Source organism: Haloprofundus salinisoli (assembly GCF_020097815.1).
Taxonomy (GTDB): domain Archaea; phylum Halobacteriota; class Halobacteria; order Halobacteriales; family Haloferacaceae; genus Haloprofundus; species Haloprofundus salinisoli.
In genome coordinates this window covers 303351-329266 of record NZ_CP083664.1, presented here as the reverse complement: position 1 = coordinate 329266, position 25916 = coordinate 303351, and the positions used below count along the sequence as shown (strand labels likewise).

At 61.1% G+C, this 25916-nt stretch carries 18 protein-coding genes and 2 pseudogenes; 12 read left to right on the top strand and 8 right to left on the bottom strand.

The genetic code is table 11. From position 1 onward, the window contains the following. Positions 1-108: 108 nt before the first annotated feature. The 4 genes from ilvA to LAQ73_RS17240 form a co-directional block, all read right to left on the bottom strand. The gene (gene ilvA / locus LAQ73_RS17255; protein ID WP_224271102.1) at positions 109-1365 is read right to left on the bottom strand and encodes a threonine ammonia-lyase; all 1257 of its coding nucleotides are present in this window, start codon (positions 1363-1365) and stop codon (positions 109-111) included. A gap of 34 nt (positions 1366-1399) precedes the next feature. Then, positions 1400-3949: a GcvT family protein gene (locus LAQ73_RS17250; RefSeq protein ID WP_224270933.1), complete on the bottom strand. Its 2550-nt coding sequence runs from the start codon at positions 3947-3949 to the stop codon at positions 1400-1402. Between the two features lie 175 nt (positions 3950-4124). After that, complete coding sequence (locus LAQ73_RS17245; RefSeq protein WP_224270932.1) at positions 4125-5021, bottom strand: tetrahydrofolate dehydrogenase/cyclohydrolase catalytic domain-containing protein; 897 nt, start codon at positions 5019-5021, stop codon at positions 4125-4127. Between the two features lie 212 nt (positions 5022-5233). After that, positions 5234-7831 carry a GcvT family protein gene (locus LAQ73_RS17240; protein WP_224270931.1) on the bottom strand — a complete coding sequence of 866 codons (2598 nt, stop codon included), beginning with the start codon at positions 7829-7831 and terminating at the stop codon, positions 5234-5236. A 385-nt stretch (positions 7832-8216) separates the two neighbouring features. On the opposite strand from LAQ73_RS17240, the gene LAQ73_RS17235 reads away from it, so the two are divergent. The 9 genes and pseudogenes from LAQ73_RS17235 to LAQ73_RS17195 form a co-directional block, all read left to right on the top strand. Further along, entirely contained in the window at positions 8217-9314 is a 1098-nt protein-coding gene (locus tag LAQ73_RS17235) for a DUF8073 domain-containing protein (RefSeq protein WP_224270930.1), read from the top strand. A 156-nt stretch (positions 9315-9470) separates the two neighbouring features. Beyond that, a complete protein-coding gene (locus tag LAQ73_RS17230; RefSeq protein ID WP_224270929.1) occupies positions 9471-10604 on the top strand; it encodes an aromatic ring-hydroxylating oxygenase subunit alpha in 1134 nt (377 codons plus the stop codon). 103 nt (positions 10605-10707) lie between these two features. Next, positions 10708-11067: a hypothetical protein gene (locus LAQ73_RS17225; protein ID WP_224270928.1), complete on the top strand. Its 360-nt coding sequence runs from the start codon at positions 10708-10710 to the stop codon at positions 11065-11067. Positions 11068-11271: 204 nt separating this feature from the next. Then, entirely contained in the window at positions 11272-12282 is a 1011-nt protein-coding gene (locus LAQ73_RS17220) for an aromatic ring-hydroxylating oxygenase subunit alpha (protein WP_224270927.1), read from the top strand. 492 nt (positions 12283-12774) lie between these two features. Next, the gene (locus LAQ73_RS17215; RefSeq protein WP_224270926.1) at positions 12775-13887 is read left to right on the top strand and encodes a BMP family lipoprotein; all 1113 of its coding nucleotides are present in this window, start codon (positions 12775-12777) and stop codon (positions 13885-13887) included. A gap of 41 nt (positions 13888-13928) precedes the next feature. After that, positions 13929-15524: an ABC transporter ATP-binding protein gene (locus LAQ73_RS17210; RefSeq protein WP_224270925.1), complete on the top strand. Its 1596-nt coding sequence runs from the start codon at positions 13929-13931 to the stop codon at positions 15522-15524. A gap of 50 nt (positions 15525-15574) precedes the next feature. Further along, a pseudogene (locus LAQ73_RS17205) lies at positions 15575-16650 on the top strand (ABC transporter permease). Then, entirely contained in the window at positions 16647-17702 is a 1056-nt protein-coding gene (locus LAQ73_RS17200; protein WP_224270924.1) for an ABC transporter permease, read from the top strand. Before LAQ73_RS17205 ends, LAQ73_RS17200 begins: the two are co-directional and overlap by 4 nt. Before the next feature lie 15 nt (positions 17703-17717). Beyond that, a pseudogene (locus LAQ73_RS17195) lies at positions 17718-17927 on the top strand (mannonate dehydratase); the annotation flags it as partial. A gap of 333 nt (positions 17928-18260) precedes the next feature. Here the strand turns inward: LAQ73_RS17195 and LAQ73_RS17190 are convergent. Beyond that, complete coding sequence (locus LAQ73_RS17190) at positions 18261-18869, bottom strand: DJ-1/PfpI family protein (RefSeq protein ID WP_224270923.1); 609 nt, start codon at positions 18867-18869, stop codon at positions 18261-18263. A gap of 446 nt (positions 18870-19315) precedes the next feature. On the opposite strand from LAQ73_RS17190, the gene LAQ73_RS17185 reads away from it, so the two are divergent. Then, positions 19316-20047: a sugar phosphate isomerase/epimerase family protein gene (locus tag LAQ73_RS17185; RefSeq protein ID WP_224270922.1), complete on the top strand. Its 732-nt coding sequence runs from the start codon at positions 19316-19318 to the stop codon at positions 20045-20047. A gap of 123 nt (positions 20048-20170) precedes the next feature. Continuing rightward, a complete protein-coding gene (locus LAQ73_RS17180) occupies positions 20171-20923 on the top strand; it encodes a ThuA domain-containing protein (RefSeq protein WP_224270921.1) in 753 nt (250 codons plus the stop codon). Positions 20924-20941: 18 nt separating this feature from the next. On the opposite strand, the gene LAQ73_RS17175 is transcribed toward LAQ73_RS17180, so the two are convergent. Further along, the gene (locus LAQ73_RS17175; protein ID WP_224270920.1) at positions 20942-21922 is read right to left on the bottom strand and encodes a C-terminal binding protein; all 981 of its coding nucleotides are present in this window, start codon (positions 21920-21922) and stop codon (positions 20942-20944) included. A gap of 164 nt (positions 21923-22086) precedes the next feature. Between LAQ73_RS17175 and LAQ73_RS17170 the strand changes: the two genes are divergently transcribed. After that, positions 22087-24027 carry an archaea-specific SMC-related protein gene (locus LAQ73_RS17170; RefSeq protein WP_224270919.1) on the top strand — a complete coding sequence of 647 codons (1941 nt, stop codon included), beginning with the start codon at positions 22087-22089 and terminating at the stop codon, positions 24025-24027. A gap of 59 nt (positions 24028-24086) precedes the next feature. Here LAQ73_RS17170 and rdfA read toward each other — a convergent pair whose 3' ends face one another. Together rdfA and LAQ73_RS17160 are read right to left on the bottom strand one after the other, a co-directional pair. Continuing rightward, positions 24087-24749 (bottom strand): rod-determining factor RdfA, encoded by a 663-nt coding sequence (gene rdfA / locus LAQ73_RS17165; protein ID WP_224270918.1) that lies wholly within the window; start codon positions 24747-24749, stop codon positions 24087-24089. A 344-nt stretch (positions 24750-25093) separates the two neighbouring features. Next, on the bottom strand, positions 25094-25858 hold the full coding sequence (locus tag LAQ73_RS17160) for an IclR family transcriptional regulator (protein WP_224270917.1): 765 nt from the start codon (positions 25856-25858) through the stop codon (positions 25094-25096). Positions 25859-25916: the final 58 nt, after the last annotated feature.

The following is a 25916-nucleotide window of genomic DNA, read 5'->3' as shown; positions in this document are numbered from 1 at the left end:
GACTCATTTCTCGCATATAAATATACCTGCTCCTGGGACTGTTTCACCGAACGATGGCGCAAAAACCGAAAGGCTCCGTCGGGGTCGACCGCAAACAGTCATCGGGTATCAATTATTTGTCGTTTTTTGGTTGACGTCCTCGACAGCATAGCCCTCCGACTCGAGTGCCTCGATTATTGAGGCTGCGTGTTCGGCCCCACTCGTCTCTATCTGGAAGACGAGATACGCTTCACCGACCTCGAGTTCCTCGACGGCGCGGTCGTGTCTGACGGTTTGGATGTTGGCGCCGTGCTCAGCGATGATGCCGGAGATGACGTTCATCTTCCCCGGAATGTCATTAATCTTCACACGCAGGCGGAGAATCTGTCCCCGCTCCGTAAGCGCGTGAATTAGAACTGTTTGAAGCATTGTCATGTCGAGGTTCCCACCACAGAGTAGCGGCATGACTGTCTCACCGTGAACGTCGAGTTCTTCGCTTAGGAGCGCCGCGACCGACGCCGCAGCCGCGCCTTCGACGACCTGCTTCGCCCGTTCGAGCAGCAACAGAATGGCGTTGGCTATCTGGGTGTCGGTAACGGTGACAACTTCGTCGACGTGTGTCTCGATGAGGTTCAGCGTCAGTTCCGATATGCCGCCGGTCGCGATGCCGTCGGCGATTGTATCCACCTCGTCAAGTGTAACCGGAAGTCCCTTGTCAAGGCTCTCGTGGACGGTCGCTGCACCCTCGGCCTGTACGCCTACGACCCGCGTCTCCGGAGAGAGGTGGTTGAGTGCAGTGGCGATACCGCTTATCAGTCCGCCCCCGCCGATAGGGACGATGACTGTGTCCACATCGGGACAATCTTCGTACATCTCGATTCCGAGTGTCCCCTGTCCGGCGACGATGTGTGGGTCATCGTACGCATGGACGAATTCGACATCCTGCTCGGCGGCGTACGACTGGGCGTACTCCATCGCCTCCTGAAAGTCCTGTCCGACGAGTTCAACCGTCGCTCCGTACCCACGTGTCGCGTCGATCTTCGCCTGCGGAGCGTGTTTCGGCATGACGATAGTCGAATCCGCACCACACCGAGTCGCCGCCAGCGCCACCCCCTGAGCGTGGTTTCCCGCACTCGCGGCGACGAACTCGTCAGCTCCGGCGTCAACGGCACGGCTAATCTTGTTATAAGCGCCACGCGTCTTGAACGAGCCCGTCCACTGGAGATGCTCCATCTTGAGATACACCTCCGCGTCGACCAACTCCCCGAGCGACGTGCTTCGCTCGACTGGCGTCCGTTTGACCACCGTCTCGTCGGTCAACTGTTCGGCTGCCTCTTCAACGTCTGCGTACCGTATCAACGGTTCGTCGTCCCGTAATTCGCTCATGAGTTTGGATAGTGTGTTCGCTCGTCGCCGCTGTTCATCGGATAATTTTCTCGCGGCCGGGATCGAAGAGCGGTTCATCGCGAACGGTCGCATCGTACGTCTCGCCCTCGCACGTTATCTGAACGGCGGTCCCTGGTTCGGCGTGTTCGCTCGGTAAGTAGGTGTACGCTATCGACTCTCCGACGCTGTAGCCGTAGTCGGCGGCCTGTACGTATCCGCCGACCTCCTCGTTTACGCGGACTGGGCGACCGCTCGAAAGGACGTCCGTCGATTCGTCGAGTGTCAGGGGAACGATGCGGTTGTCGACGCCATTCTCCTTGATCTCGACGAGCGCCTCTTTGCCGACGAACTCTGTGTCGAAGTCGACCGCAAACGGAAGTCCAGCGCTGAGGGGGTCGACGTCCGTGTCGATGTCCGTCCCCCAGAGTCGGAACCCCTTCTCCAAGCGCATCGACTCGAGCGCGCCCGCGCCCATGGGCCTGACGTCGAGGTCGCGGCCAGCCTCCCAGAGTGTGCGCCAGAGCTTCTGGCCGTACTCCGACGGAGCCCACAGTTCCCAGCCGAGTTCACCGACGTACGAGACCCGAAGCGCGACAACCGGTACGTCTCCGACGTAGATTCGCTTGCAGCTGAAGTACGGGAACCCGGCGTTGGAGACGTCCGCGTCGGTGACGCGCTGGAGCAGGAGCCGCGAGTTCGGGCCCCAGAGGCCGACGGTACACTTCGCGGACTCTTCGACTGTCACAGAGACGGTCTCTGGGGCGTGTTTTTTGAGCCACGACCCGTGGATCCCCGGCGAGTTACCACCGCCGGTCGTCACCATGTACTCGTCCTCGTCGAGACGGGCGACGGTGAGGTCGGCGAGAATCGCCCCGCCGTGGTTCAGCATCGTCGTGTACCGCACCTGACCGACGTCAAGTTCCATGTCGTTGGTACAGTACTGCTGGAGGAACTCGCCGGCGTTCGCGCCCGCAACCCGTATCGAGCTGAACGTGGTCATATCGAACATGGAGACGTTATCCCGGGTATGTAGGTGTTCGGCGCCCGTTATCGGCGAGCGGTTGACGGCCTGCCAACCCTCTTGTTCTGGAATCTGTTCACCGTACTTTGAGAGGAGATCCGTGTTGTGTTCGTACCACTGCGGTACCTCCCAACCGCCGCTTTGGAAGAACTCAGCTCCGAGTTCCCGCTGGTGGTGGTAGAACGGACTCACCCGTAGGCCGCGGTGGTCGTCGGGTTGCCACCGCGGTTCGACGATACTGTACACTTGCTGGTACCGCAGGCCGCCGCGGTCTGTGAAGTAGTCCTTGCCCCCCGCGTGCGGTTCGAACCGATTGACGTGGATTCCGCTCGTGTCGACCGGTCCCGAGGGGAGTCGCGGAACACCGTTCTCCATCCACTCAGCCAGAATCCGGCCGTAACCACCGGAGTGAGTCCACCAGATGGCCAGACCGGTCCAGAGACCGTCGACCGCGGCCGTCTCGCCGAGCACTGGCATCCCGTCCGGCGTGTAGACGAAGATGCCGTTTTCGGTCACGCGGAACTCCTTTCCCTGAGTCACCGGGAGGAGCTCGTCGAACGCTTGCTGGGCCGATTTCTCTCGGTTCGGATGCGTCGGCTCCGTCCAGTGCTTCTCTGTGAAGCTGTGGACCGACGCCTGACTCTCCTCGTCGTTCTTCCCCATCTCCTCTGGGTCGACGACCAGCGGTTCGTGGTTGTACGACCCGAGTCCGTAGCCGTCACCGTGGGTGCGGAAGTACAGCGAGTTATCTTGGTCGCGCCCGACCGGCCGGTCCGGGGGCTGAGCCATGAGCTCGGTGAGACGGCGGTCGCCGGGCACCTCAAGATCATTAGTGGCGGAGCCGACGGCTCCCCCGTCTCGGAGTACGTCGAGTGGTTCGGTAACGACGTACTGGTGCTCGACGGGCGTTATCGGTAACTCGAGGCCGGCCAACTGACCGGTTTGGTACGCCCAGTTGTTCGTTGCGAGGACGCACCGGTTACACTCGATGCGGCCCCGGTCGGTGACAACGGCTTGAACTTCGCCACCGTCGACCTCGATGTCCGTCAGTTCCGTGTGGCCGAAGAACCGGGCTGGCGAAGACTCAATGTACCACTGGAGCGCGTCGGTACCCGCGACCTGTCCATCGGTCGGTGAGTAGTAACCACCCAGAATCCGGTCTTCGTCGACCAAGGGAAGCCTCTCGGCGACTTCCGCCGGTTCGAGGAGTTGTGGTTCCGGCAAGCCGTATGACGTCGCCCACTCGACGCGTCGCTGGAGGAAGTCCATCCGGGCTTCCGACCGCGCGAGTTCGATGCCGCCGACCTCCGTGTAGACGCCCGCGTCGTCGAGCAGTCGACTCGTGTAGTGAGCGGTCTTGGTCTGAATCTTCGAAGGAGACGTCTGAAACATAATTCCCGGCGCGTGCGTCGACGAACCGCCCGTGACCGGGAGCGGTCCTTGGTCAACGACGATCACGTCGTCGGCGCCGAGTTCGGTCAGGTGGTACGCGACGCTGCACCCGACGGCCCCGGCGCCGACGATCACCGTGTCGGCTCGCGACGGGAGAGTCTCTGTGCTCATGTGACACATACCTGTGACACAGTCTGTCGCATAAGTCCACCGGTCATTTAAGTCGACGTACGGGGTGAACGTCTGTCGACACGAGATGGACGGCGTTGAATCCACAACGTGATAGGATGCCGAGTGTTTCTGTGAGTGGGTGATATGCTACCCGAGTATACCGTCGGCGCGTCGACTACTCAGGGAGCGAGACCGGGACGTTCTCCTGGAGGCTCGCCGCTTTGACCGTATTGTAGAGGAGCATCGTAATCGTGAGAGGTCCGACACCTCCCGGAACTGGGGTTATCGCGTCGGCTCTCGATTTGGCGGATTCAAACTCGACATCGCCGACGAGTTCGTACCCTTTCTCGGTGTCCGCCTCAACGCGGTTCACGCCGACATCGATGACCGTCGTTCCATCGGTGAGCATCGAACCGTCTATCAGTTCGGGAACGCCGGCCGCCGCGACGACGACATCGGCGCCGCGCGTCTTTTCAGCGAGATCGTTCGTCCGCGAGTGGCAGACCGTCACCGTCGCGTTCCCTAACTTCGAACGCTGGAGGAGCAGGTTCGCCATCGGTTTGCCGACGATGTTCGACCGGCCGACCACGACGACGTCCTTGCCTTCGGTGTCGACGTCTGCGGCGGCGAGCAGGCGCTGAACGCCGTGCGGCGTACAAGGCTTGAATCGGGGAGTGCCGGTGACCAGTCGTCCGACGTTTTCTGGGTGAAACCCGTCGACGTCCTTCAGCGGGTCGAGGCGTTCGAGTACGCGCTGTTCCTCAACGTGGTCCGGAAGTGGTAACTGGACGAGAACGCCATTGATGGCAGAATCAGAGTTCAGTTCGTCGAGCCGTTCGAGAAGTACGTCGGCTGGGGCGCCTGGGTCAACGTCGTAGTGGAAGCTCTCAATGCCGAGCTCGTCACAGGCTCGGCGCTTCATCGATACGTACGTCTCGCTTGCCCCGTCATCGCTCATCAGGACCGTCGCTAGCCCCGGAACGACGCCGTTGCGTTCGAGTGTGTCGAGACACGTCTCCAGTTCAGACCTGATGCGACCTGCGACCTCGTTACCGTCGATTATCTGTATCATGGTATGCTCGTCCTCTCCGTCGTCAGACCCCAATTCGTGCGTTGAAGTGATCACGGGCCGACAGGGACGGTTCAGACGGCGGTTTGAGCCGTCACTGTAGAACTTTCCAACTTTGATAATGAAACCTCGGGCTAAGCTCAATTCGACAATTCGCTATGACGACGAGCGAGAACACGGTTTGCGAACTTGGGAGCAAAAAGAGGTTTGGCAGGTTACGAGCGTACGCGTTCGCGTTCAGGGTCGAAGAGCGGCTCCTCGCGAACCGTCGCGCTGTAGCGCTCGCCCTCATGGAGAATTTCCACGTCGGTTCCCGGTTCGGCGTACTCGGGCGGGAGATACGCATAGGCGATACAAGCACCGACCGTGTAGCCGTACTCTGCGCTGTGGACGTAGCCGAGCGTCTCATCTCCGTCGAGAACGGGACGGTCGGAGAAGACAACTGCCTCCTCGTCGTCGAGCGTCAAGCAGGTGACCTCGTGGCGGATTCGGTCGCCGTCGGCGGCCTCGACGACGGCCTCCTTGCCGATGAACTCGGTCTCTAGGTCGACGGCGAAGCCGAGTCCGGCCTCGTACGGGTTGTGCTCGGTGTGGAGGTCCTCACCCCACAGGCGGAACCCTTTCTCGATACGCAGAGAGTCGAGAGCTCCGTTACCATACGGCCTAAGGTCGTACTCCTGTCCAGCCTCCCAGAGAATCTCCCAGAGCTGTTCGCCGTATTCGGCGGGGGTGTACAACTCCCAGCCGAGTTCACCGGCGTAGGAGACGCGCAATGCGGTGACCGGGACGTTTTCGACGAACAGCTGCTGCGACGAGAAGTAGGGGAACGCGTCGTTCGTGAGGTCTGCTCGGGTAACCTTCCGGAGTACCTTTCGAGCGTTCGGACCCGTGAGGACGAACGACGAGAGCGTTGATGTCACATCGCGGACGACGACGCCGTCGGGTGCGTGCTGGCGAATCCACGCCAGGTGGTTCTGCCCGACTTCACGTCCGGTTGTGAGCACTAGGTACCGGTCGTCGTCAACGCGCGTGACGGTGATATCCGCACGTACGCCGCCCTCTTCGTTACACATGAGCGTGTATCGGACCTGTCCGACGTCGATGTCCATGTCGTTCGTACAGAGGTACTGGACGAACTCGCCGGCCCCCGTCCCGCTAATCTCCATCTTGTTGAAGGAGGTCATGTCGTGGAGCCCGACCGCATTGCGCACGTGCAGGGCCTCTGCGCCCTCGATGGGCGACCAGTACTTCGCCTCCCAGTTGTCCCGGTCAGGGACTTGGTCGCCATACTGCGCTAGCAGGTCGGCGTTAGAGTCGAACCAGTGAGCCTCCTCCCAGCCCGCCTCCGCCCAGAGTTCGGCGTCGAGTTCCTGGAGCTTGTGGTAGACCGAGCTACGGCGGATGTCACGCTGGTGGTCGGTCCAGGTCCACTTCGGGTGGACGATATTGTAGACGATACGGTACTCCTCGCCACCGATGTCCCGGGCGAAGTCCCAGCTCCCCTCATGGGGCTGGAAGCGGTTGACATCGCAGTGACGCAGGTCGATTGGCCCTTCGGGAAGGCGCGGGACACCGTTCTCCATCCACTCGGCGAGCGCTTTCCCCGCACCGCCGGCGTGAGTTACCCAGATCGCAGCCGCAGACCAGAGCCCGTCGTACTCCTCTACCGGCCCCATCACGGGGAGTCCGTTCGGCGACTCCGCGAACATTCCGTTGTACTTGTGTTCGAGCGCCTTCCCCTCTGTCGCGGGCAGCAGTTCGTCACTCGCCTGCCGGGGAGCTTTGTCCGGGCGGTCAGGGTGAGTCGGGTTATTCATGTGGTACTCGGAGAACTCGTGGATCGACCCCTGCTCGCCGCCTTCGTCGTTGCCGCCGAGTTCCTGTGGGTCCGGGACGAGGGGCTCGTGGTTGTACGACCCAAGTCCGTAGGCGTCCCCGTGCGTCCGGAAGTACATCGCGTTGTCCTGGTCGCGGAGAATGGGTCGGTCGGGACCGACGAGAAGTCTGTCGGCTTTCTCCCCGGAGACGTCTCGGTAGTTTTCGTAGACCGGGTGGTCGCTGACGTCTTCCCGACTCTCCGCGAGCTCTTCGAGCGACTCGGTTATCGTGTATTGGTGTTCGACCGGCGTCACCGGCAGGTGAACGCCTAGTTTCTCTCCGAGCTGACGTGCCCAGATGTTCGTCGCGATGACGACTTCGTTGCACTCGATCTCGCCGTTCTCGGTGACGACCGAGCGTACCTCGCCGCCCTCGACGGACACATTCTTGGTCCTCGTATGAGGAACGAACGTCGCTCCCTGTTCCATCGCTGCTTCTGCGAGCGCAGCACACGCCTTTACTCCTGAGACCTGCCCGTCGGTGGGCGAGTAGTACCCTCCTTTTATCACGTCGCTGTCGACGAGCGGGAGTTTCTCCTCCACCTCTTCGGGCGAGAGGAGCTGAGGGTTCGGGAGCCCCCACGATTTCCCCCACTCCACGCGGCGCTGCAGGAAGTCCATCCGTTCGTCCGAACGCGCAACCTCGATTCCGCCAACTTCGTTGTACAGCGGCTTCCCGTCATCATCCTCGAACTGTGAGTAGAGTTCACGACTGTACATTGCGAACTTGGTAAGGACCTTCTCCTCGGTCGTCTGAAACATGATACCGGGGGCGTGGCTGGACGAGCCGCCGGTCGTCGGGAGAGGACCCTGGTCAACGACGACCACGTCGTCGCGACCCAGCTCGGTAAGGTGATACGCCGTACTACACCCGACGATACCAGCACCGACGACAACGGTATCCGCTTCGGTCGGCAAGCTGTCGTGCGTGTTCATAACTGACATTGTCCTATCCCCAGGACGGACAGATATAGTTATCGTTCAGCGAGAAATCGCCAACAACTATCCAATATGCTGATGAGTAGAGTTTCGGGAGAATAACAGTGATATCATTGTTATTCGAACGTGGAACGGAACCTTCCTCGGCGATGCGGCGCATTGCTTCGTCAGTCGCCCCCTCGAAGGAGACGATCCCCCGATCCGTATACATGCTGGTCTGCTCCGAAGAGATACTCTCGTGACAGCTGGTGATAAGTACCTTTGTGGTCAAATTTAATGGAGCGTGAGAGTTCCCGCCCGAATCGGGGTTGTGGTAGCTTCCTTATGAATAGGTGAACTATTCCTCACGTATTCTTATGCCGTCTGGTGGCCGGGTAGTGATATGGGAGTAAGTGACACGATTGATAACCTCTCGCAAATCATCGAACGGTACGAGGCGGCAGGGGGGTCGGTCCACCGCGTCGACGTGGAAGTCAGAGACTCCCTGAATGACCAGGCGGTTGCCTCCGTCGAGGTAGATGTCGAGTTACCATTGGCCGGCTCTTCGACCAATCGGAGGAACGACGATACCGCACCGGAGGCGGCGACGCTTCGTGATGACGGCGGCGTTCAGGTCGAGTTTTCGCCGGCAGTAGTTCCGGCGCTGGAGGAGCACACGCCGGAAAACGTGTTAGTGGACCGAACAGAGGCTGTCGTGACGGCGAACGGTACCGTACTTATCGGATTCACTCTCGGCTTCAACGTCGAGGCATCCCCCAGTTCATCGTCCGAAGACAAGAGTAAGGTCGGCGGAGACGACTCGAATGCGACGAGTCCGGGGTCGAACACCGAATCAGAGTCTGCTCCGGCGACCGATATCGAACATATACTCGCGGACACGCGGAACGAAGACGTTCCTCCGTATGAGGACACCGAGTACTTACAGTGTCTTTACGACTCGTTCGACACATTCACCGCGATGGCGGACGCCCTCGAGATGGACGTCGCGTCCGAAACTGTCCGTCGGTACATGATAGACGCCGGTGTCCATCAGCCGACCACGTACGACACCAGCGACAAATTCGAGAGTCGGTCTGAAGACGACCGATCGTCGACCGAGAGCAGCGAGACGTCCACAACGAGGGGCGAGCATCAGTACGTTGAAGCACCGACTGTCGAGAAAGAACCCTCACTTGAGTCGATAGGACCCGACGAGACAGACGAAGGAGAACTTCAAAAGCCACTCATCGCCGACGGGATTGGACTGCCGAATGATGTTGAACTCGAGGAGTTAATAGACGCGGTTCAGTCATCGATGACACTCTACGACGTGCAACGACAACTGGGACTCGACCAGGGTCAAACCCGCGAGCTTCTGGAGAAATTGAACCTCCTCGACCTAGTCGTGAAGCGAGTCTACGGAGCCGAAAAGCCTGAACATCCCCCCAGCCGCGACGAAATTGCCAATCGGGTTCGAGGGAGCGTTGCGCCGATGCACTGATGATTAGCTCCGGTCGGTTTGTTCTTGATCGAGAGCCACCCCCTCGGTTGACGGACTGTGAATTCTCGCGAATTGACACAAATGACGGGGTGTATATATCTATGTGGAATATCACTGGTGAACGGCTTTGAGGGACGGTTGTATTGATGTTATCGTATGACACAGTGGAACGACTCACAAACTCAGGAAGTGAGTGCTGACATCACGGATAGATCGAACGCACTACCTGCGAAATACTTCACCGACCCCGAAGTTTTCGAGATGGAGAAGGAGAAGGTGTTCAGCCAGTACTGGATCTACGCAGGTCACGCAAATAGCATCTCCGAGCCAGGACAGTTCTTCACTAGGAATGTCGGCAACCGCCAACTGATTATCGTCCGAGGCCACGACGGTGAGATCAAAGCATTCGACAACGTCTGCGCTCACCGGGGGTCGAAGATGGTGGAAGATACGCCAATGACCAAGCCGGAGGAGGCGAATCGAATCCGGTGTCCGTACCACCTTTGGACCTACGACCTGGAGGGCAAACTCCAGAGTACCCCTAAGAGCTTCGAGGAGGCGAGCCTGAATCCAGACCTTGACGATGAAGACGTACAAGAGTTCGATTGTACGGAGAACGGATTGAACGACGTCCACGTGGACAGCATCGGACCGCTCGTCTTCGTGAATCTGGCCGACGACCCGATGCCGTTGTCCGAACAGGCCGGCGTGATGAAAGACCGACTGGAGGCGCTTCCGCTCGGCGAGTACGAACACGCTTGTCGCATCGTCTCGGAGGTCGAGTGTAATTGGAAGGTGTTTGCAAGCAACTACTCCGAGTGCGACCACTGCCAAGCGAACCATCAAGACTGGATCAAAGGCATCTCGTTGGACGAGTCGGAACTTGAAGTCAACGACTACCATTGGGTACTTCACTACACTCACGAAGAGGACGTCGAAGACGAGATGCGTATCCACGACGAGCACGAGGCACAGTTCCACTACCTCTGGCCGAATTTCACAGTGAACATGTACGGCACCGCTGACGGCTACGGTACTTACATCATCGACCCCATCGATACTGACCGCTTCCAGCTTATCGCTGATTACTACTTCCGCGACAGCGACCTCTCCGAAGAGGAACGTGAGTTCATCCGGACGAGTCGCCAACTCCAAGAAGAGGACTTCGAACTGGTCGAGCGGCAGTGGGATGGGTTGAAGACGGGTGCGCTCGCGCAAGCGCAGCTCGGCCCTAACGAACATACCGTCCACAAATTCCATCGCCTCGCACAGGACGCTTACGACTCGTAATGCCCTCGAGTGATGCAACGCCTCCGACCTGCGGTTGGCCGGCCTTGGGCCCGAGACCCTCGAAGAACTGACCGAACCCCGACCAAGACACAGAAACCGAACCATGAGTACACAAGAACAGGCGTCGTACGTCGCGGTCTGCTCCGAATGCGACGTCGACCTGCAGACAGACGAACCGAACGAAATTGCCGCGTTCCAACGGCGACACTACCGCGTCACCGGTCACGACGTGAAACTGGAACGTGCAGAGCTAAATCTGGAGGAAGAGGTCACCGGCAGTGATCTCAAAGGTGTCGTTCGCCAACTTGAAGAGCAGTATGAGAACGGCGTCCCCATCGGCGTCGTCGCGGCCGTGATGAACGAACGCGGTCTCACAATCGGCGAAACCTTAGACAAGATTCACGAGGTTCGGATGACCGGCGGCCTCTACGAACCACGGGACGACTACCTCGGCGCATTCTGAACCGTCGGTGCGCTCGACGTCGCGGTACGTCAGCCGCCATCCTCCTTCAGCGGCAACCAGAGTATTCGGACTTGTAAGCATCATCTGCCGGATTGACAGTGCGTTAGCCGGCAGGCTCACTCCAACCCGAGTGATAAACCCTTATAATAGTCTTCTATATCACTGGCTAATTCTTTTTACGATACGTCGCAACTATGCTACTGTATGACGCAGTGGGAACGCGCTCAAACGAAGCCGGTGAGCCCCAACATCACGGATAGATCGAACGCACTGCCAGCGAAGTACTTTACCGAGCCGGAAATCTTCGAGATGGAGAAAGAGAAGGTGTTCGGCCAGTACTGGACCTACGCGGGTCACGCAAACAGTATCCCCGAACCGGGGCAGTTCTTCACCCGGACCGTCGGCAACCATACTCTCATCCTGGTTCGGACCGACGACGGCGACATCCGCGGCGTCGAGAACTTCTCGGCTCGCGATGGCGAACCGATCGTCGACGAGACACCGATGTCCGATCCGGGATACGTCGACCCGGACGAACTCGCGGACCTAGAGTGCGTCCGCGTGGACAGCATCGGACCGCTCGTCTTCGTGAATCTGGCCGACGACCCGATGCCGTTGTCCGAACAGGCCGGCGTGATGAAAGACCGACTGGAGGCGCTTCCGCTCGGCGAGTACGAACACGCTTGTCGTATCGTCTCGGAGGTTGAGTGCAACTGGAAGGTGTTCGCAAGCAACTACTCCGAGTGCGACCACTGCCAAGCGAACCATCAAGACTGGATCAAAGGCATCTCGTTGGACGAGTCGGAACTTGAAGTCAACGACTACCATTGGGTACTCCACTACACTCACGAAGAGGATGTCGAAGACGAGATGCGCATCCACGACGAGCACGAGGCGCAGTTCCACTACCTCTGGCCGAATTTCACGGTGAACATGTACGGCACCGCTGACGGCTACGGTACTTACATCATCGACCCCATCGATACTGACCGCTTCCAACTCATCGCTGATTACTACTTCCGCGACAGTGACCTCTCCGAGGAGGAACGTGAGTTCATCCGGACGAGTCGCCAACTCCAAGAAGAGGACTTCGAACTGGTCGAGCGGCAGTGGGATGGGTTGAAGACGGGTGCGCTCGCGCAAGCGCAGCTCGGCCCTAACGAACATACCGTCCACAAATTCCATCGCCTCGCACAGGACGCTTACGACTCGTAGCGGACCGTCGTTCGACTCAGTCCGCGCAAACCGAAACACGACGTACAGGCAGGGAAAGAAAGCGGCGAATTCGGTTCGACCGCCGCTCATGCCGGCGAATACGTCTTTTTGTTCTCCAGGTTCGTCTCCGCACAGTGTCGTCTGCTCACATTCGAGTTAAATACCAAAAGCTCACTGACAGATAGGTTCCTGTCGTCAAGGGTAAGTGTTTCGGCGAAACCATGCACCTCGTGAGCCGGCAACAGCAAGTGCCATCGCCAAGCGGGGCGACTGTGACCCGGAAACTGTTCGGAAGTACCTGGCGACGAGGGGACAGCATGATGCGGCAGATGCTCACTGTCCGCGCCTTCTGCGATGCAGTGCCCGGTTCTGTCGCCGGTGAAGCCACGAGACGATGATACGTGGGTTATACCTCGAGGAGCGTTGCTACGTTTCGGAGACTCGGAACCGATATACGTACATTTATTATACTCATAGGCAATTAGCGCCCATATGACACGACGAGAGAAGACTGACGCCGCTCGAACAGAATCGAAAACCCTCACTCGGCGGTCTGTTCTCGCGTCGGGGGCTGTACTCGGCGCGACCGCAGTTGCGGGCTGTCTCGGCGGCGGTGGCGGCGGTGGCGGTGGCGGCGAAAACGGGTACAACGCGGCGATCATTTCCAGTCCCGCCGGCTTCGACGACAACGCCTTCAACGACAACGCGCTCGAGGGACTCGAGCAGGCCGCAGAGGAATTCGACCTCGAAGTGAACTCGATAGAGGAGACACAGGAAGCGCAGTACGAGTCCGTGCAAGCCGACACGGCTGAGGCCGGATACGACCTCATCGTCATGGTCGGCGACCACCATACCGGGCCGCTCGAGACGAACGCGAGCGAGTATCCCGACCAGAACTGGATGCTCATCAACAACGTCATCGACGGCGCGGACAACGTCTCCGGCTGGATCGAGATGAACAACGAGATGTCGTTTTTGGCCGGCGTCGCAGCCGGGACGATGACTCAGGAAGACTACTCGGAGGGCGGCGGCGCGACCAACCCCGACGAATCCGTCGTCGGCTTCGTCGGCGGAGAAGACATCCCGCTCATCAACGCGTTCGAGCAGTCGTACATCGAGGGCGCCGAATGGGTCAACGAAAACGTCGAGGTACTCACCGGGTACAGCGGGACGTTCAGCGACACGGCACCGGCGAACAACCTCGCGGAGTCCCAGATCGACCAGGGCGCGGACATCGTCTGGCACGCTGCATCCGCCGCGGGTGCGGGCGTCTTCTCGGCCGCACAGGACAACGAACGGTACGCGCTCGGTGTCGACGTCGACCAGTCGGTGACCGAAGAGCAGTACCAGGACGTCATTATCGGCTCCGCGGTGAAGGCGCTCAACGAGGCGACCTACACGGTTGTTGAGGCCGTTATCAACGACAACTTCTCGGAGTTCGTCGGCGAAAACAACCTCAGCATCGAACAGGAGAGCATCGACTTCATCACCGGCCAGGCGCTCGGCGACTCCCTCCCCGAGGTCCTTTCGACGAACATCGAGGACGCGAAGCAGGCAATCGTCGACGGCGACGTCGAACTGTCCTGCGGACCGACTCGGTGCTGACCGGACTATCCTAACCACACCACTACCCCCCATGAACGACTATGGATTCGACTGAGAGGCCACCCGCGGTTAGACTCGAAGCTATCACCAAACGGTTCGGCGACGTGACCGCCAACGACGGGGTCGATTTCACGCTGGAGAAAGGCACCGTTCACGCCCTCCTCGGCGAGAACGGGTCCGGGAAGACGACTCTGATGAGCATCCTCTACGGTTTGTACGAACTGGACAAGGGAACCATCTATGTCGACGGCGAACGCCGGGCGTTCGACTCGCCGCGCGACGCGATGGAGGCGGGGATCGGGATGATCCACCAGCACTTTCAACTTGTCGACACGATGACCGTTCTCCAGAACGTCATCCTAGGCAACGAACCCACCGAAAACGGGATGGTGAACCAGGCGACCGCGAGAGAGCGCATCCAGGAGATCTGTTCGCGGTACAGGTTCGACGTCGACGAACACTTGGAAGCGCCGGTCTCGAAGCTCGACCTGGGAACACAACAGCGCGTCGAGATCGTCAAGAGCCTCTACCGGGGGGCGGATATCATCATCCTCGACGAGCCGACGGCGGTTCTGACCCCACAGGAGGTCGACAGTCTCATCGGCGTGATGAACGACCTCAGAGACGACGGCCGCTCGCTCATCTTCATCACCCACAAACTCGACGAGGCGCTCGAAGTCGCGGACCACATCACCGTTCTCCGAGACGGAGAAGCGATAGACACCGTCCAGGCCGAGGAGACGACGGAACAGGAGCTGGCCCGCATGATGGTCGGCCGCGAAGTGATGTTCGACCGCCTCGAGCGGACCGAGACGACCGGCGGCCCGGCGCTCGAAGTGGACGACCTGTGGATGAGGGGCGACCGCGGACGCGAGCAAGTTCGGGGCGTCGACTTCACCGTCCGCGAGGGCGAGATTCTCGGCATCGCGGGCGTACAGGGGAACGGACAGAGCGAACTCGTCGAAGCGATCACCGGCCTGCGCCCCGTCGACGCGGGAACGGTTCGGTTCGACGGTCGCGACATCACTTCGATGAGCCGCCGCCAACGAATCGAAAGCGGCATCGCCTACGTTCCGGAGGACCGACAGACGGAGGGGTTGGTACAGGAGTACAGCCTCGTTCGGAACGCGCTTCTCGGGAATCAGACGAAAGAACCGTACGCGAAAAACGGGTTCGTCGACTGGGCGGCCGTCCGAGAGCACGCCGAAGATATCATCCGGGAGTTCGACGTCCACCCGCCGAACGCCGACGCCGACGCGTCGTCGCTGTCGGGAGGTAACCAGCAGAAGTTCATCGTCGGACGCGAAATCGAGCACGAACCGGACGTCATGGTCGCCTCGCACCCGACCCGCGGAGTCGACATCGGCTCCATCGAGTTCATCCACAACCGGCTGATAGAGCTCCGCGACGAGGGGCTCGCGATACTCGTCGTCTCCTCGAAGTTAGAAGAGATACAGAAACTCTCCGACCGAATCGCGGTCATGTACGAGGGCGAGTTCATCGACGTAGTCGACCCTGAGTCGGTGACCGAATCGGAACTCGGCCTCCTCATGGCTGGTCACAGCCTCGACGGGGACGAATCCGAGGGGACCGCCGGCGCGAGTGATGCCGTAGAAGACGACGAGGTAGAGGCGTGAGTCGCTTGAACCCGGCACCCGGCGGACTGATGGAGCGCGCCGCCGACCGAATGCTGAACGCGACTGCGTTCGAACGAATCGGAATCGCGCTCGCCTCGACAGCGCTGGCGCTCGCGATCGGACTGGTCGTCGTCGGCGCGTCGGGGTACGACCCCGTCCAGTTCGCCAGTCAGTTGCTCATCGGCGCGTTCGGAAGCGGCGGCGCGATCGGACGGACACTCCGATTCTCGACGCTGTTCATTCTCACCGGCGTCTCGGTGGCGATTGCCTTCCGCGCGGGCGTGTTCAACATCGGCGTGCAGGGGCAGTTCGTCGTCGGCGGAATCACGACCGTGATGTCCATCGTCTGGGCCGCGCCGTACGTTCCGCAGAACGCGGTCGGCGGAGTGCTGTTGATGCTTCTCGGCACCGCAGCGGCGATGGTCGCCGGCGGCCTGTACGCGGCACTGCCCGGCGTGTTGAAAGCCTACGGCGACGCCAACGAGATCATCACGACCATCATGCTCAACTTCATCGCCACCGGTACGGTCGGCTGGCTCGTCGCCGGGTGGTTCGGCGACCCCGCAGCGACGGCGACCCGCACCAAGCGGCTCCCCGAGTACGTCTCGCTGCCCCGGATAGTCTTCGACGACCCCGACCTCTCTATCGTCGGACTGGGAGTGATGGTCGCGGTCGTCCTGCTCGTCGCAGTAGTCATGGCACGGACCCGCTTCGGCTACGACATGGTGACCAGCGGATACCAGGAGGCGGCGGCGACGTACTCGGGCGTCGACGCCAAGCGAATGATCGTCGCCTCCATGACATTCTCCGGCGTGGTCGCCGGCCTCACAGGTGCGGTATTTGCATCATGATACAAGGGTACTACACTGATCCGTCCGGCATCGGCAATTACGGCTTTGACGCGATCGCCGTCAGCCTGCTCGCCGCGAACAACCCGCTCGGTGTCGTCCCCGCGGGCATCCTGTTCGGCGGGCTCGAATCCGCCGGCTCTCACGTCCAGATACACAGCGACGTTCCCGTCCAGCTCATCGACGGCACCATCGGCCTCGTCGTGCTGTTCGTCGCCGTTCCGGAGCTGTTCCGGATGGCGGCCAAGCGGCTGCGGCTCGGAGGTGACGGACGATGAGCGTCGACCGGTCCGTCGGTCGAAAGCGTCTCCGGCTGGCTGTCGTCCTGTTGGCTACGCTCGCTGTCGCTGCGGGGTTGCTCACGACGCTCGGCGGCATCTCGCTCCGAAACGTCGTCACTGTCGGGTACGTGAACCGCTCGATAGAGATGGCTACCCCGATCGCGCTCGCGGCGATCGGTGGACTGTACGCCGAGAAGAGCGGTGTGTTCAACATCGGCCTCGAAGGGCTGATGATCATCGGCGCGTTCACCGCGGCGGCCTCGCTGTTCTTCTTCGGCGGCACCTCGCCGACGCAGGGTCACGTCTGGCTCGCCATCCTCGTTTCGGTCGTCGCCACGACGCTTCTGACCGTCCTCTTCGCGGTGCTGTTGATACGGTACAAAGCCGACCAGATCGTGGCCGGACTCGGCGTGTGGTTCGTCGCGCTCGGCTTCGCACCGTTCGGTGCGGCGCTCGTCTGGGGGAGTCGGAGCAGTCCCGGACTCACGAGTATCCACAACGTCACCGTTCCGTATCTCTCCGACATCCCGGTCGTCGGACGAATCGTCTTCAGCCAGTCGCCGCTCGTGCTCCTCACGGCCCTCGTGGTCGTGGTTTCGTGGGTGGTTCTCTATCGAACCCGGTACGGGTACTGGATTCAGGCTGCAGGCGAGAGCCCCGAGGCGCTGGATACCGCCGGAATCAACGTCAACCGCGTCCGCTACGCGTCGGTGATCTTCTCCGGGGCGATGGCGGGGTTGGGCGGGGCAGTGCTTCTCGCCCACGCCGGCAACTTCGTAGGAACCGGGTCGACGATGGTGAACGGTCGCGGGTGGATCGGCATCGTCGCCTACCTGTTCGGCAACTATAACCCGATCGGCGCCGCCGCGGCGGCGCTGCTCTTCGGCGGGTTGGACATGCTGAACATCCAGTTCCAGACGCTCGGTATCCAGCTCCCGGCGCGGCTCATCAACCTGCTCCCGTACGTCATCGTCATCGTCGTGCTGACGCTGTGGGGCAAGACGCGCTCTCCGTCGGCGCTCGGCGACCCGTACGAGAGCGAACACTGAGCGTCTACCCGTTTTTGGGTCGAGACCTGGCACGACGAGGGGCCGACAGATATGCTGGCGGCGATGCAGACGCACCGCGACGTCGGCTTCGAGGGACCGATGCGGCCGGCCCACGCCCCCACGATGGCCGGCGAGAACAACTCAAACCCGAGCTATCATACGAAAGGGCGATTCTTCGCGCTCGGCTACGTGCGCGGGCTCCTCGAACAGACGACGACGAACTGAACTAGGAGAGCGCTTCCTCGTCATCTCTTCCGCTATGGTAGCCTTCGTCGCTGTTTCTCCCGTCGTCAGGAGCGTCGAAGCCCCACTCATCACACGTGGTTGACGGGACAGTCAAACCGCCGATATTGGCGAGAAACACTCCTCTAACTATGCAAATAATTCACAAAGAAGACTCTCCAAAAACATATTTTACACGGTTCTACATAACAATTCGGCCTGTGAGTCGCCCGGCTCATCCGAGCGGCCGGCGAAGTGGCCATCTACCCGCCGCCGCGTCGCGGTCCGGTCACACCCGGCGACGAGGCGAACCGACGCGCCGTCACTGACTCGCCCTCAGGCCTGGTCGACCCGGTGGACGGGTCCCCGCGGCTCGTACTCCATGCGCTCGGCGACGGCGTCGGCCACGTCGTCACCGAACTCGCGACGCACGATGTGAAACGCCAGGTCCAGTCCGGAGGTGACGCCCCCGGCGGTCACTAGGTCGCCGTCGTCGACGACGCGAGCGTCCACCACGTCGGCACCGGACTCCCGGAGGTCCGACTTGGCGCTGGCGTGAGTCGTCGCGGGTCGTCCATCGGTGACACCGGCGCGCGCGAGCAGCATCCCGCCGGTACAGACGCCCGCGACGGCGACGCCGTCGTCGTAGAGCGCGGCGACCGCGTCGGGGACGTCACCGCGCTCGGCCTCCGCCCACGCGCCCGTCTCGCCGCGACTGGTCCACTGTCCGCCCGGCACGAGAACCAGGTCCAGGGAGAGTTCGTCAAGCCGGTAGTCGACGCCGATGCGAACGCCGTGGCTAGCGGTCACTTCGTCGACGTCGTCTATCGTACACAGCGTCACTGTCACGTCCGCCCCGACGTCTCGGGCGTTGTCGAAGACCTCGAACGGTGCGATAGCGTCGAGTTCGTCAACGCCCTCGAAGAGAACGATTGCGATGTCCATACGTGCTACTGGCGCGGCACGGACAAAACAGTTCACCCGGGAGGACGGAGAGTCGAGCGACCGTCCGTCGAGTCCGAAGTTCGTCGGCTACGCTCGTTTCGCCCCGCCGACCGGCGGCCGCCCGTCGCCAGGGGGGCCTAGCGTGCTTCGGAGGACCCTGATGGGGCTCGGTCGTTTGGCGGACGTTTGGACGATGCACATCCCGATTGTGTACGTCCACACTCTCTTGGGACGATTATACCGTTTTCGACCGCCCGCCCGTGCTCGGCAGACGCTCAGAATCCGGCATCGTCAAATCCGACTCTCGGCCTGACGACCCGATTTACGATTAGCAAATGAGGCCTCTCTCCCCGACTCCCGTCTCGCATCTACGAGGTCCAAGCGAGCGAGTTGGTTAAATCGCCTCGGAAGTAACGACTTTACGACTACTGTGTTCACGTGTAGCTATGGCACGCTCAGCCATCCAACTGTACACGCTCCGAAACGTCGACGACCCACTCGAATCGATACTCCGAGAAATCGAAGATTCGGGGTACGAGGGCGTTGAATTCGCCCAACGCGTCCACGACGCCGACCTTGATGCGGTGACCGCCGCGCTCGACGAAACCGGTCTGGAGACCGTCTCGGCGCACGTCGGCCTCGACGCTATCGAAGACGACCTCGACGAGACGGTCGAGTTCTACCGCGCGCTCGACTGCGACCGATTCGTCGTTCCGTGGCTCGACGCAGAACACTTCGAGAGCGAGGCCGCCGTCCGGGAGACGGCGGCTCGGTTGACCGAAGCGGCGGAGTCGCTCGCCGATTACGGTGTCGACCTCTGCTACCACAACCACGACCACGAGTACGAACTGGTCGATGGCACTCCCGCTTTCGAGTTGCTTGCGGAGTATTCGACCGACCCGCTCGGGTTCGAGGTCGACCTTGGGTGGGTCACAGTCGGCGGCGGCGACCCCGTCTCCTTCCTGGAGCGCTGGGGTGACCGAGTACCGCTCGTTCACGTCTCGGACGCCGAGGCCGACAGAACCCCGACGGACGTCGGCGACGGTGTACTCGACGTCGAGCGGTGTGCGAAGGCTGTCCGTGAGAGCGACATCCAATGGGCCATCTACGAACACGACGAACCGGACGACCCGATGGCGTCGATGCGCGGCGGCGTAGCCGCCCTCGAACAGTTCTGAAGTCGTCTAACCCTGATCGGGTCACCCGCCCACGGTGATGTGGTCGTTCGACCGTTGCTCGACTACCCGCGTCGGCCTCGCCGCATCGACACATCCTTACCGAGCGCACGAGACCGATGAGACATGACACGCCCAACGGTCACGGTCTGGAACGAGTTCGTACACGAGCGCGAGAGCGATGTCGTCGCGGACATCTACCCCGACGGCATCCACGCGGTCATCGCCGACGCGCTGGAAGCGCGCGGCTTCGAGACGCGGACGGCGACGCTCGACGAACCCGAACACGGACTGACCGAGGAGGCTCTCGACGACACCGACGTGTTGACGTGGTGGGGCCACGCCGCACACGACGAGGTCGACGACGAGGTCGTCAAGCGGGTCAAGGAGCGCGTCCTCGACGGGATGGGCCTGCTCGTGCTGCACTCGGCGCACTATTCGAAGATTTTCAAGTCGCTGATGGGAACCACCTGCTCGCTGAAGTGGCGCGAGGCCGCGGAGCGAGAGCGGTTGTGGGTCGTCGAGCCGAGCCACCCAATCGTCGCCGGTCTCGGCGACGACTTCATCGAACTGGAGGAGGCGGAGATGTACGGCGAGCGCTTCGACGTGCCCGCGCCCGAGACGCTCGTCTTCAACAGCTGGTTCGAGGGCGGTGAGGTGTTCCGGTCGGGCTGTTGTTACCGCCGCGGCGCGGGGAAGGTGTTCTACTTCCGTCCAGGTCACGAGACCTACCCCGTCTACCACGACGAGAACATCCAGCAGGTGCTCGCGAACGCCTGCGAGTGGGCCGCGCCAGGTGAGGACCAGCCCACGTCCGTCTACGGTAACGCCGAACCGATGGAAGCGATCGACACGAGCGACGACCGTACCGTCCACTGAACCGGTCGTAGTCGGGGCTCAGTTCCCGTCTTCGCCGATATCGGCTTCGTTGACGAAACCGTGAGGCGTGTCGCCGTTCAGGTACCGAACCAAATTCTCCGCGGCCTTCCGCCGAAGTTCGTCGCTCGACGACTCCGAGTACCACGCGACGTGCGGCGTGACGACGACGTCGTCGCGCTCAAAGAGCGGGGAGTCGTGCGTCGGTTCCTCTTCCATGACGTCGAGTCCCGCTCCAGCGATTTCGCCCGCTTCGAGGGCGTCGTACAGCGCCGCTTCGTCGACGAGTGGGCCGCGAGCGGTGTTGAGGAGAAACGCCGAGGATTTCATCCGCTTGAAGGCGTCGGCACCGAACAGGTGGTACGTCTCGTCGACCAGCGGTGCGTGTATCGAGACGACGTCCGACTCCGCCAGCATCGTCTCGAAGTCGACGCTCTCGACCGGGTGCTCGGCGAGGGTGTCTTCGTCGAGGTAGGGGTCGTACGCGAGGTACTCGAAGTCGAAGCCGGAGGTAAGTTCGACGAACGTCCGCGGAATCTTTCCGAAGGCGACGAACCCGACCGTCTTGCCGGGGAGCGCTTCGATCGGGCGGCCGACTTTCCAGTCCCACGTGCCGGATTTGACCGACCGGTCGTACTGCGCCGTCTTCCGCGCGAGCGTGAACAGAAGCGAGAGCGCGTGCGTGGCCACCTCCGCCTCGCAGTAGGACGGGACGTTCGTGATGGCGACGTTCCGCCCCGAAGCCGCCTCGATGTCGACGTTGTCGACGCCGATGCCGTACCGTGAGACGACCGAGAGCTCGGAGAGCATATCGAGAACGGACTCGGTCACCTCGGCGTACTGGACGAGCAGGCCGTCGGCACCCGCTGCTAGTTCGACCAGTTCGTCTTCCGACGTGGCCGACCCGACGACCACGTCGTTGATACCGGCCTCGGTGAACACTCGTTCCTCTACGTTCGCGTCCGGAAAGTCCGCCTGCGAGACCGCGATTCGGTGTGACATACCAGATTCTCCGGACGGAGGGGGATAAATACTGTCCGAGGTTCTCGACACGACTCTTGACGACTTCGGCCGTCGCCTCGGTTCCGGAGTTTCGATGTACGACTGTGGAAGCCAAGCCGGGATAGCTGACAATTTTTATATAGCGTCCGCACGGAACCATATCTATGTCATCGACTGTTGCTAAGGAAAACCCCGCCCGATTTGTGGTGAGAAACGTCGGCGGAATCGACGAAACGGCCGTCGAACTTCCGCCCGGGGTCACGGTTCTCGCAGGACGAAACGCGACGAACCGAACCTCGTTTCTGCAGGCGATTATGGCCACGATGGGAAGCGAGCGAGTTTCGCTCAAAGGCGATGCTGACGAGGGCCACGTCGAACTCGAACTCGGCGACAACCGGTACACTCGAACGCTGACGCGAACCGGCGGCGGAGTAAGTACGAGCGGCGACCCGTTCCTCGACGAGGCGGAAGTCGCCGACCTCTTCGCGTTTCTCCTCGGAAACAACGAGGCGCGACGGGCAGTCACTCAGAACGTCGACCTTCGGGAGATCATCATGCGGCCGGTCGACACCGACGCGATTCACCGTGAAATCTCGGAACTCGAAGCCGAGAAGTCGCAACTCGACGACCGAATCGACGACCTACAGGAACTGAAACACGACCTTCCGGAACTGGAAACCGAACGCACGCGTCTGCGCGAGGAACTCGAAGCCAAACGCGAGGAACTGGCCGAGAAGGAAGCCGAAATCGACGACCACGGCTCCGATGTCGACGAGTCGCGCGAGGAGAAACGCGAACTGGAGCAGAAACTCGACGAACTTCGCGACCGACGCGCTTCTCTCGAGTCGGTCCGGTCCGACATCGACCTCGAACAGGAGAGCATCGAATCCTTGACGCGCGAACGGCGCGAGCTCGAAACCGAACTCGAAGAACTCGCCGACGAGGCCGACGACCCCGAAGATGAGGTCGACCGACGAATCGGGCAACTGCGCGAGCGCAAACAGCGCCTCAGCAGCGAAGTCAGCGAACTCCAGAACGTACTGAAGTTCAACGAGGAGATGCTCGAAGACGGTGCCGTCACCGCGACGCTGTCGACGGAAGACGACTCGAAAGCGGTCACCGACAAGCTCGTCGACGACGACGCTGTCACCTGTTGGACGTGCGGGTCGACCGTCGACAGAGAGAACATCGAGGGGACGCTCGAACAGCTGCGCACGCTTCGGAAGGAGAAACTCACCGCGGTCCGTGACATCGACGACGATCTCAGTGAGCTCCGAACCCAGAAGAAAGAGCGCGAGAAACGACGACAACGGGTGGAGTCGCTTCGAGGGAAGCTCCGGCGGGTCGAAGACGAACTCGACCGCCGGGAGGAGACGCTCTCGGACAAGCGAGGCGAACGCGACCGGCTGGGCGAGGAGGTGGCGGCGCTCGAAGAGACGGTCGACGATCTGGAATCGGAGGACTTCAGCGACGTCCTCGAACTCCACAAGCAGGCAAACGAACTCGAATTCGAACTCGGTCGACTGGAATCCTCGCTGGAGTCGGTTGAGTCGGAGATCACGGAGATCGAAGACGAACTCGCGGAGGAGAGTCGACTGTCCGACGAACGCGAACGCGTCGCCGAGGAACTCACCGACCTCCGGACCCGGATCGAGCAGATCGAGACACAGGCGATCTCGGAGTTCAACGAGCACATGGACGCCGTGCTCGGGATTTTGGAGTACGCAAACATCGAGCGGATCTGGATTGAGCGAGTCGAGCGTCGCGTCCGCGAGGGCCGACGCAAAGTCGACAAGGCGACGTTCGAGCTACACATCGTCCGCAGCACCGAGTCGGGGACGACCTACGAGGACACCGTCGACCACCTCAGCGAGTCCGAACAGGAGGTCACGGGACTCGTCTTCGCGCTCGCGGGCTACCTCGTCCACGACCTCTACGAGACGGTGCCGTTCATGCTCCTCGACTCGCTGGAGGCTATCGACTCCGACAGAATCGCTCGCCTCGTCGATTATCTCTCCGACTACGCCGAGTTCCTCGTCGTCGCGCTCCTTCCCGAAGACGCGCAGGCAATCGAGAACGAGGACGCTCGCGTCTCCGAGATATAACCGACACTATCACCGTTCGTTCTCACTTCTCGTCTACGGTTGCTCGGGACGAACTCACCTCAACTCGAACCGTCGGTGCTCTGTACGTCCGTGTCCCGTTGGCAGTCGCAGCCGCCACGTTCGAGCAGTTCGTCGACACTGTACTGTGCGCCGCACTCCTCGCAGAGGACGTTCATCTCGACGAACAGGCGGAACTCTCCGAGCGTGATGTGGTCGTTCGTCCGCAACTGGTCGAGATTCCCTTCGGTCACCGTCGCGGTGCGCGATCGGAGGCGCTGGATGCTCTCCGTCGTGTTTTTCATCCTATCGGCCTCGCTCGCTCGTTCGTACTCAGCACCACGGTACTTCTTGAGATACGAGCGTATCGCTTGGTGCGTGACGAAATCGCGTTCGAGTCTGGCGACGTCGACACCATCGCGTTCGAGTCTCACTCGCGCCTCCGTTCGCATCCCGCTGCTCACCTCATCGTCGGTCAGTAGCCGATACACGTTTTCGACTTCCCCGTCGAGCATGGACGTGCCGGTGTCTGATACGGCCGATTCAAGCACGTGACGGTTGAAGTAGTCCGCCAAGTCCCGGAGACTGCGCCGTTCTTCGGCCTCGCCCGTCCAGAGTCGTTCGAGCCGGTCGCCGAACTCGGGTCCGAGGTCGTACGCCTCGATAACGCGGGCGACCTTACTGTTCGGCCGCTTGGGGTTGTCGCCCGTCTTTTCGGAGTCCATCTCTACTCGTCATTAGGTGGTGGAGGGTTTAACCATAGGGGTTCTCTCAACCCAGAATAACAAACCTATGTTTGTTATTTTGTTCCTCGTTTCTTCGAGTTGGCGCTCTCTGCTGTCCCCAGTTCCTCCTTTCAGTTTCCATATGGGAAACAATACAGTCGATTACTCCCTTTCGCCTGGGGATGCCGGGTCTTACGCCCGACTTTGATGGACGGGTAAGAATTGGGAAAAAAGTCTGTCCATCTCGATCTCACGTGTATCTCGCCCTATCGATTCGATGGGTCACTCGAATCGACGATTCATCGAACCTAATCGGTGCCTATACTGTTCTCTATCAGGAAACGCTACTGTTGTAGGAGCGTGACCTCGATAGCGTTGCCCGTGCTCACGACCAGTCCTGCGAGGTCCTCTTCGAGTTTCTTGCCGCTCATCTGGTCGATACTCCCCGAGACGCTGATCGCCCCGACGGGCCGGCCGGATGCAGTCACGGGGGCAGAGACACACTGAACTGACGGGAGATGTTCGCCCCGCTCGAAGGCGAGTCCCCGATCGCGGACCGACCGAAGCTCTCGGCGAAGCGCCTGCTCGTCGGTGATGGTCTTCTCCGTCAGCGAAGGGAGTCCGCGTCGGTCGAGGACCGCCTGGACCTCCTGGTCTGAGAGCTGTGAGAGAATCGCTTTCCCGCCGGCAGTCGCATGGAGATAGACCCGGCCACCGACGGGTGGCAGATAGCTGGATGTCTCGAACTGTTCTCCCGCCCGGTGCGTGTAAACGCCGTAGCCGTGTTCTGCGACCATTAGGTTCGCCACTGAACCGGCGGTCTGCGACAGATTCTCTATCGCCGGTTTAGCTATTGAGACAAGTTCCGAGCGGTTTTTAACGCGGTTTCCTATTCCGAGGAATCGGAAGCCGAGGCGGTACGTTCCCTCGTCTTTGACGATGTAGTCGAGCGATTCGAGTGTCGTCAGATGCTTGTGGACCGAACTTTTTGAGAGCCCGATCTCGTCTGCGAGTTCGGTGACGCCCGCGCTACTCCGTTCTTCGAGCGCTTCGATGATTCTGAACGTCGTCCGAACCGATCCGACCGGATAGCGTTCGTCTCTGCTCATACGGGGTCCAGACGGGGAGGTGACATAGCGTTTCCCCTTGGGAAACAACCCGTACGGG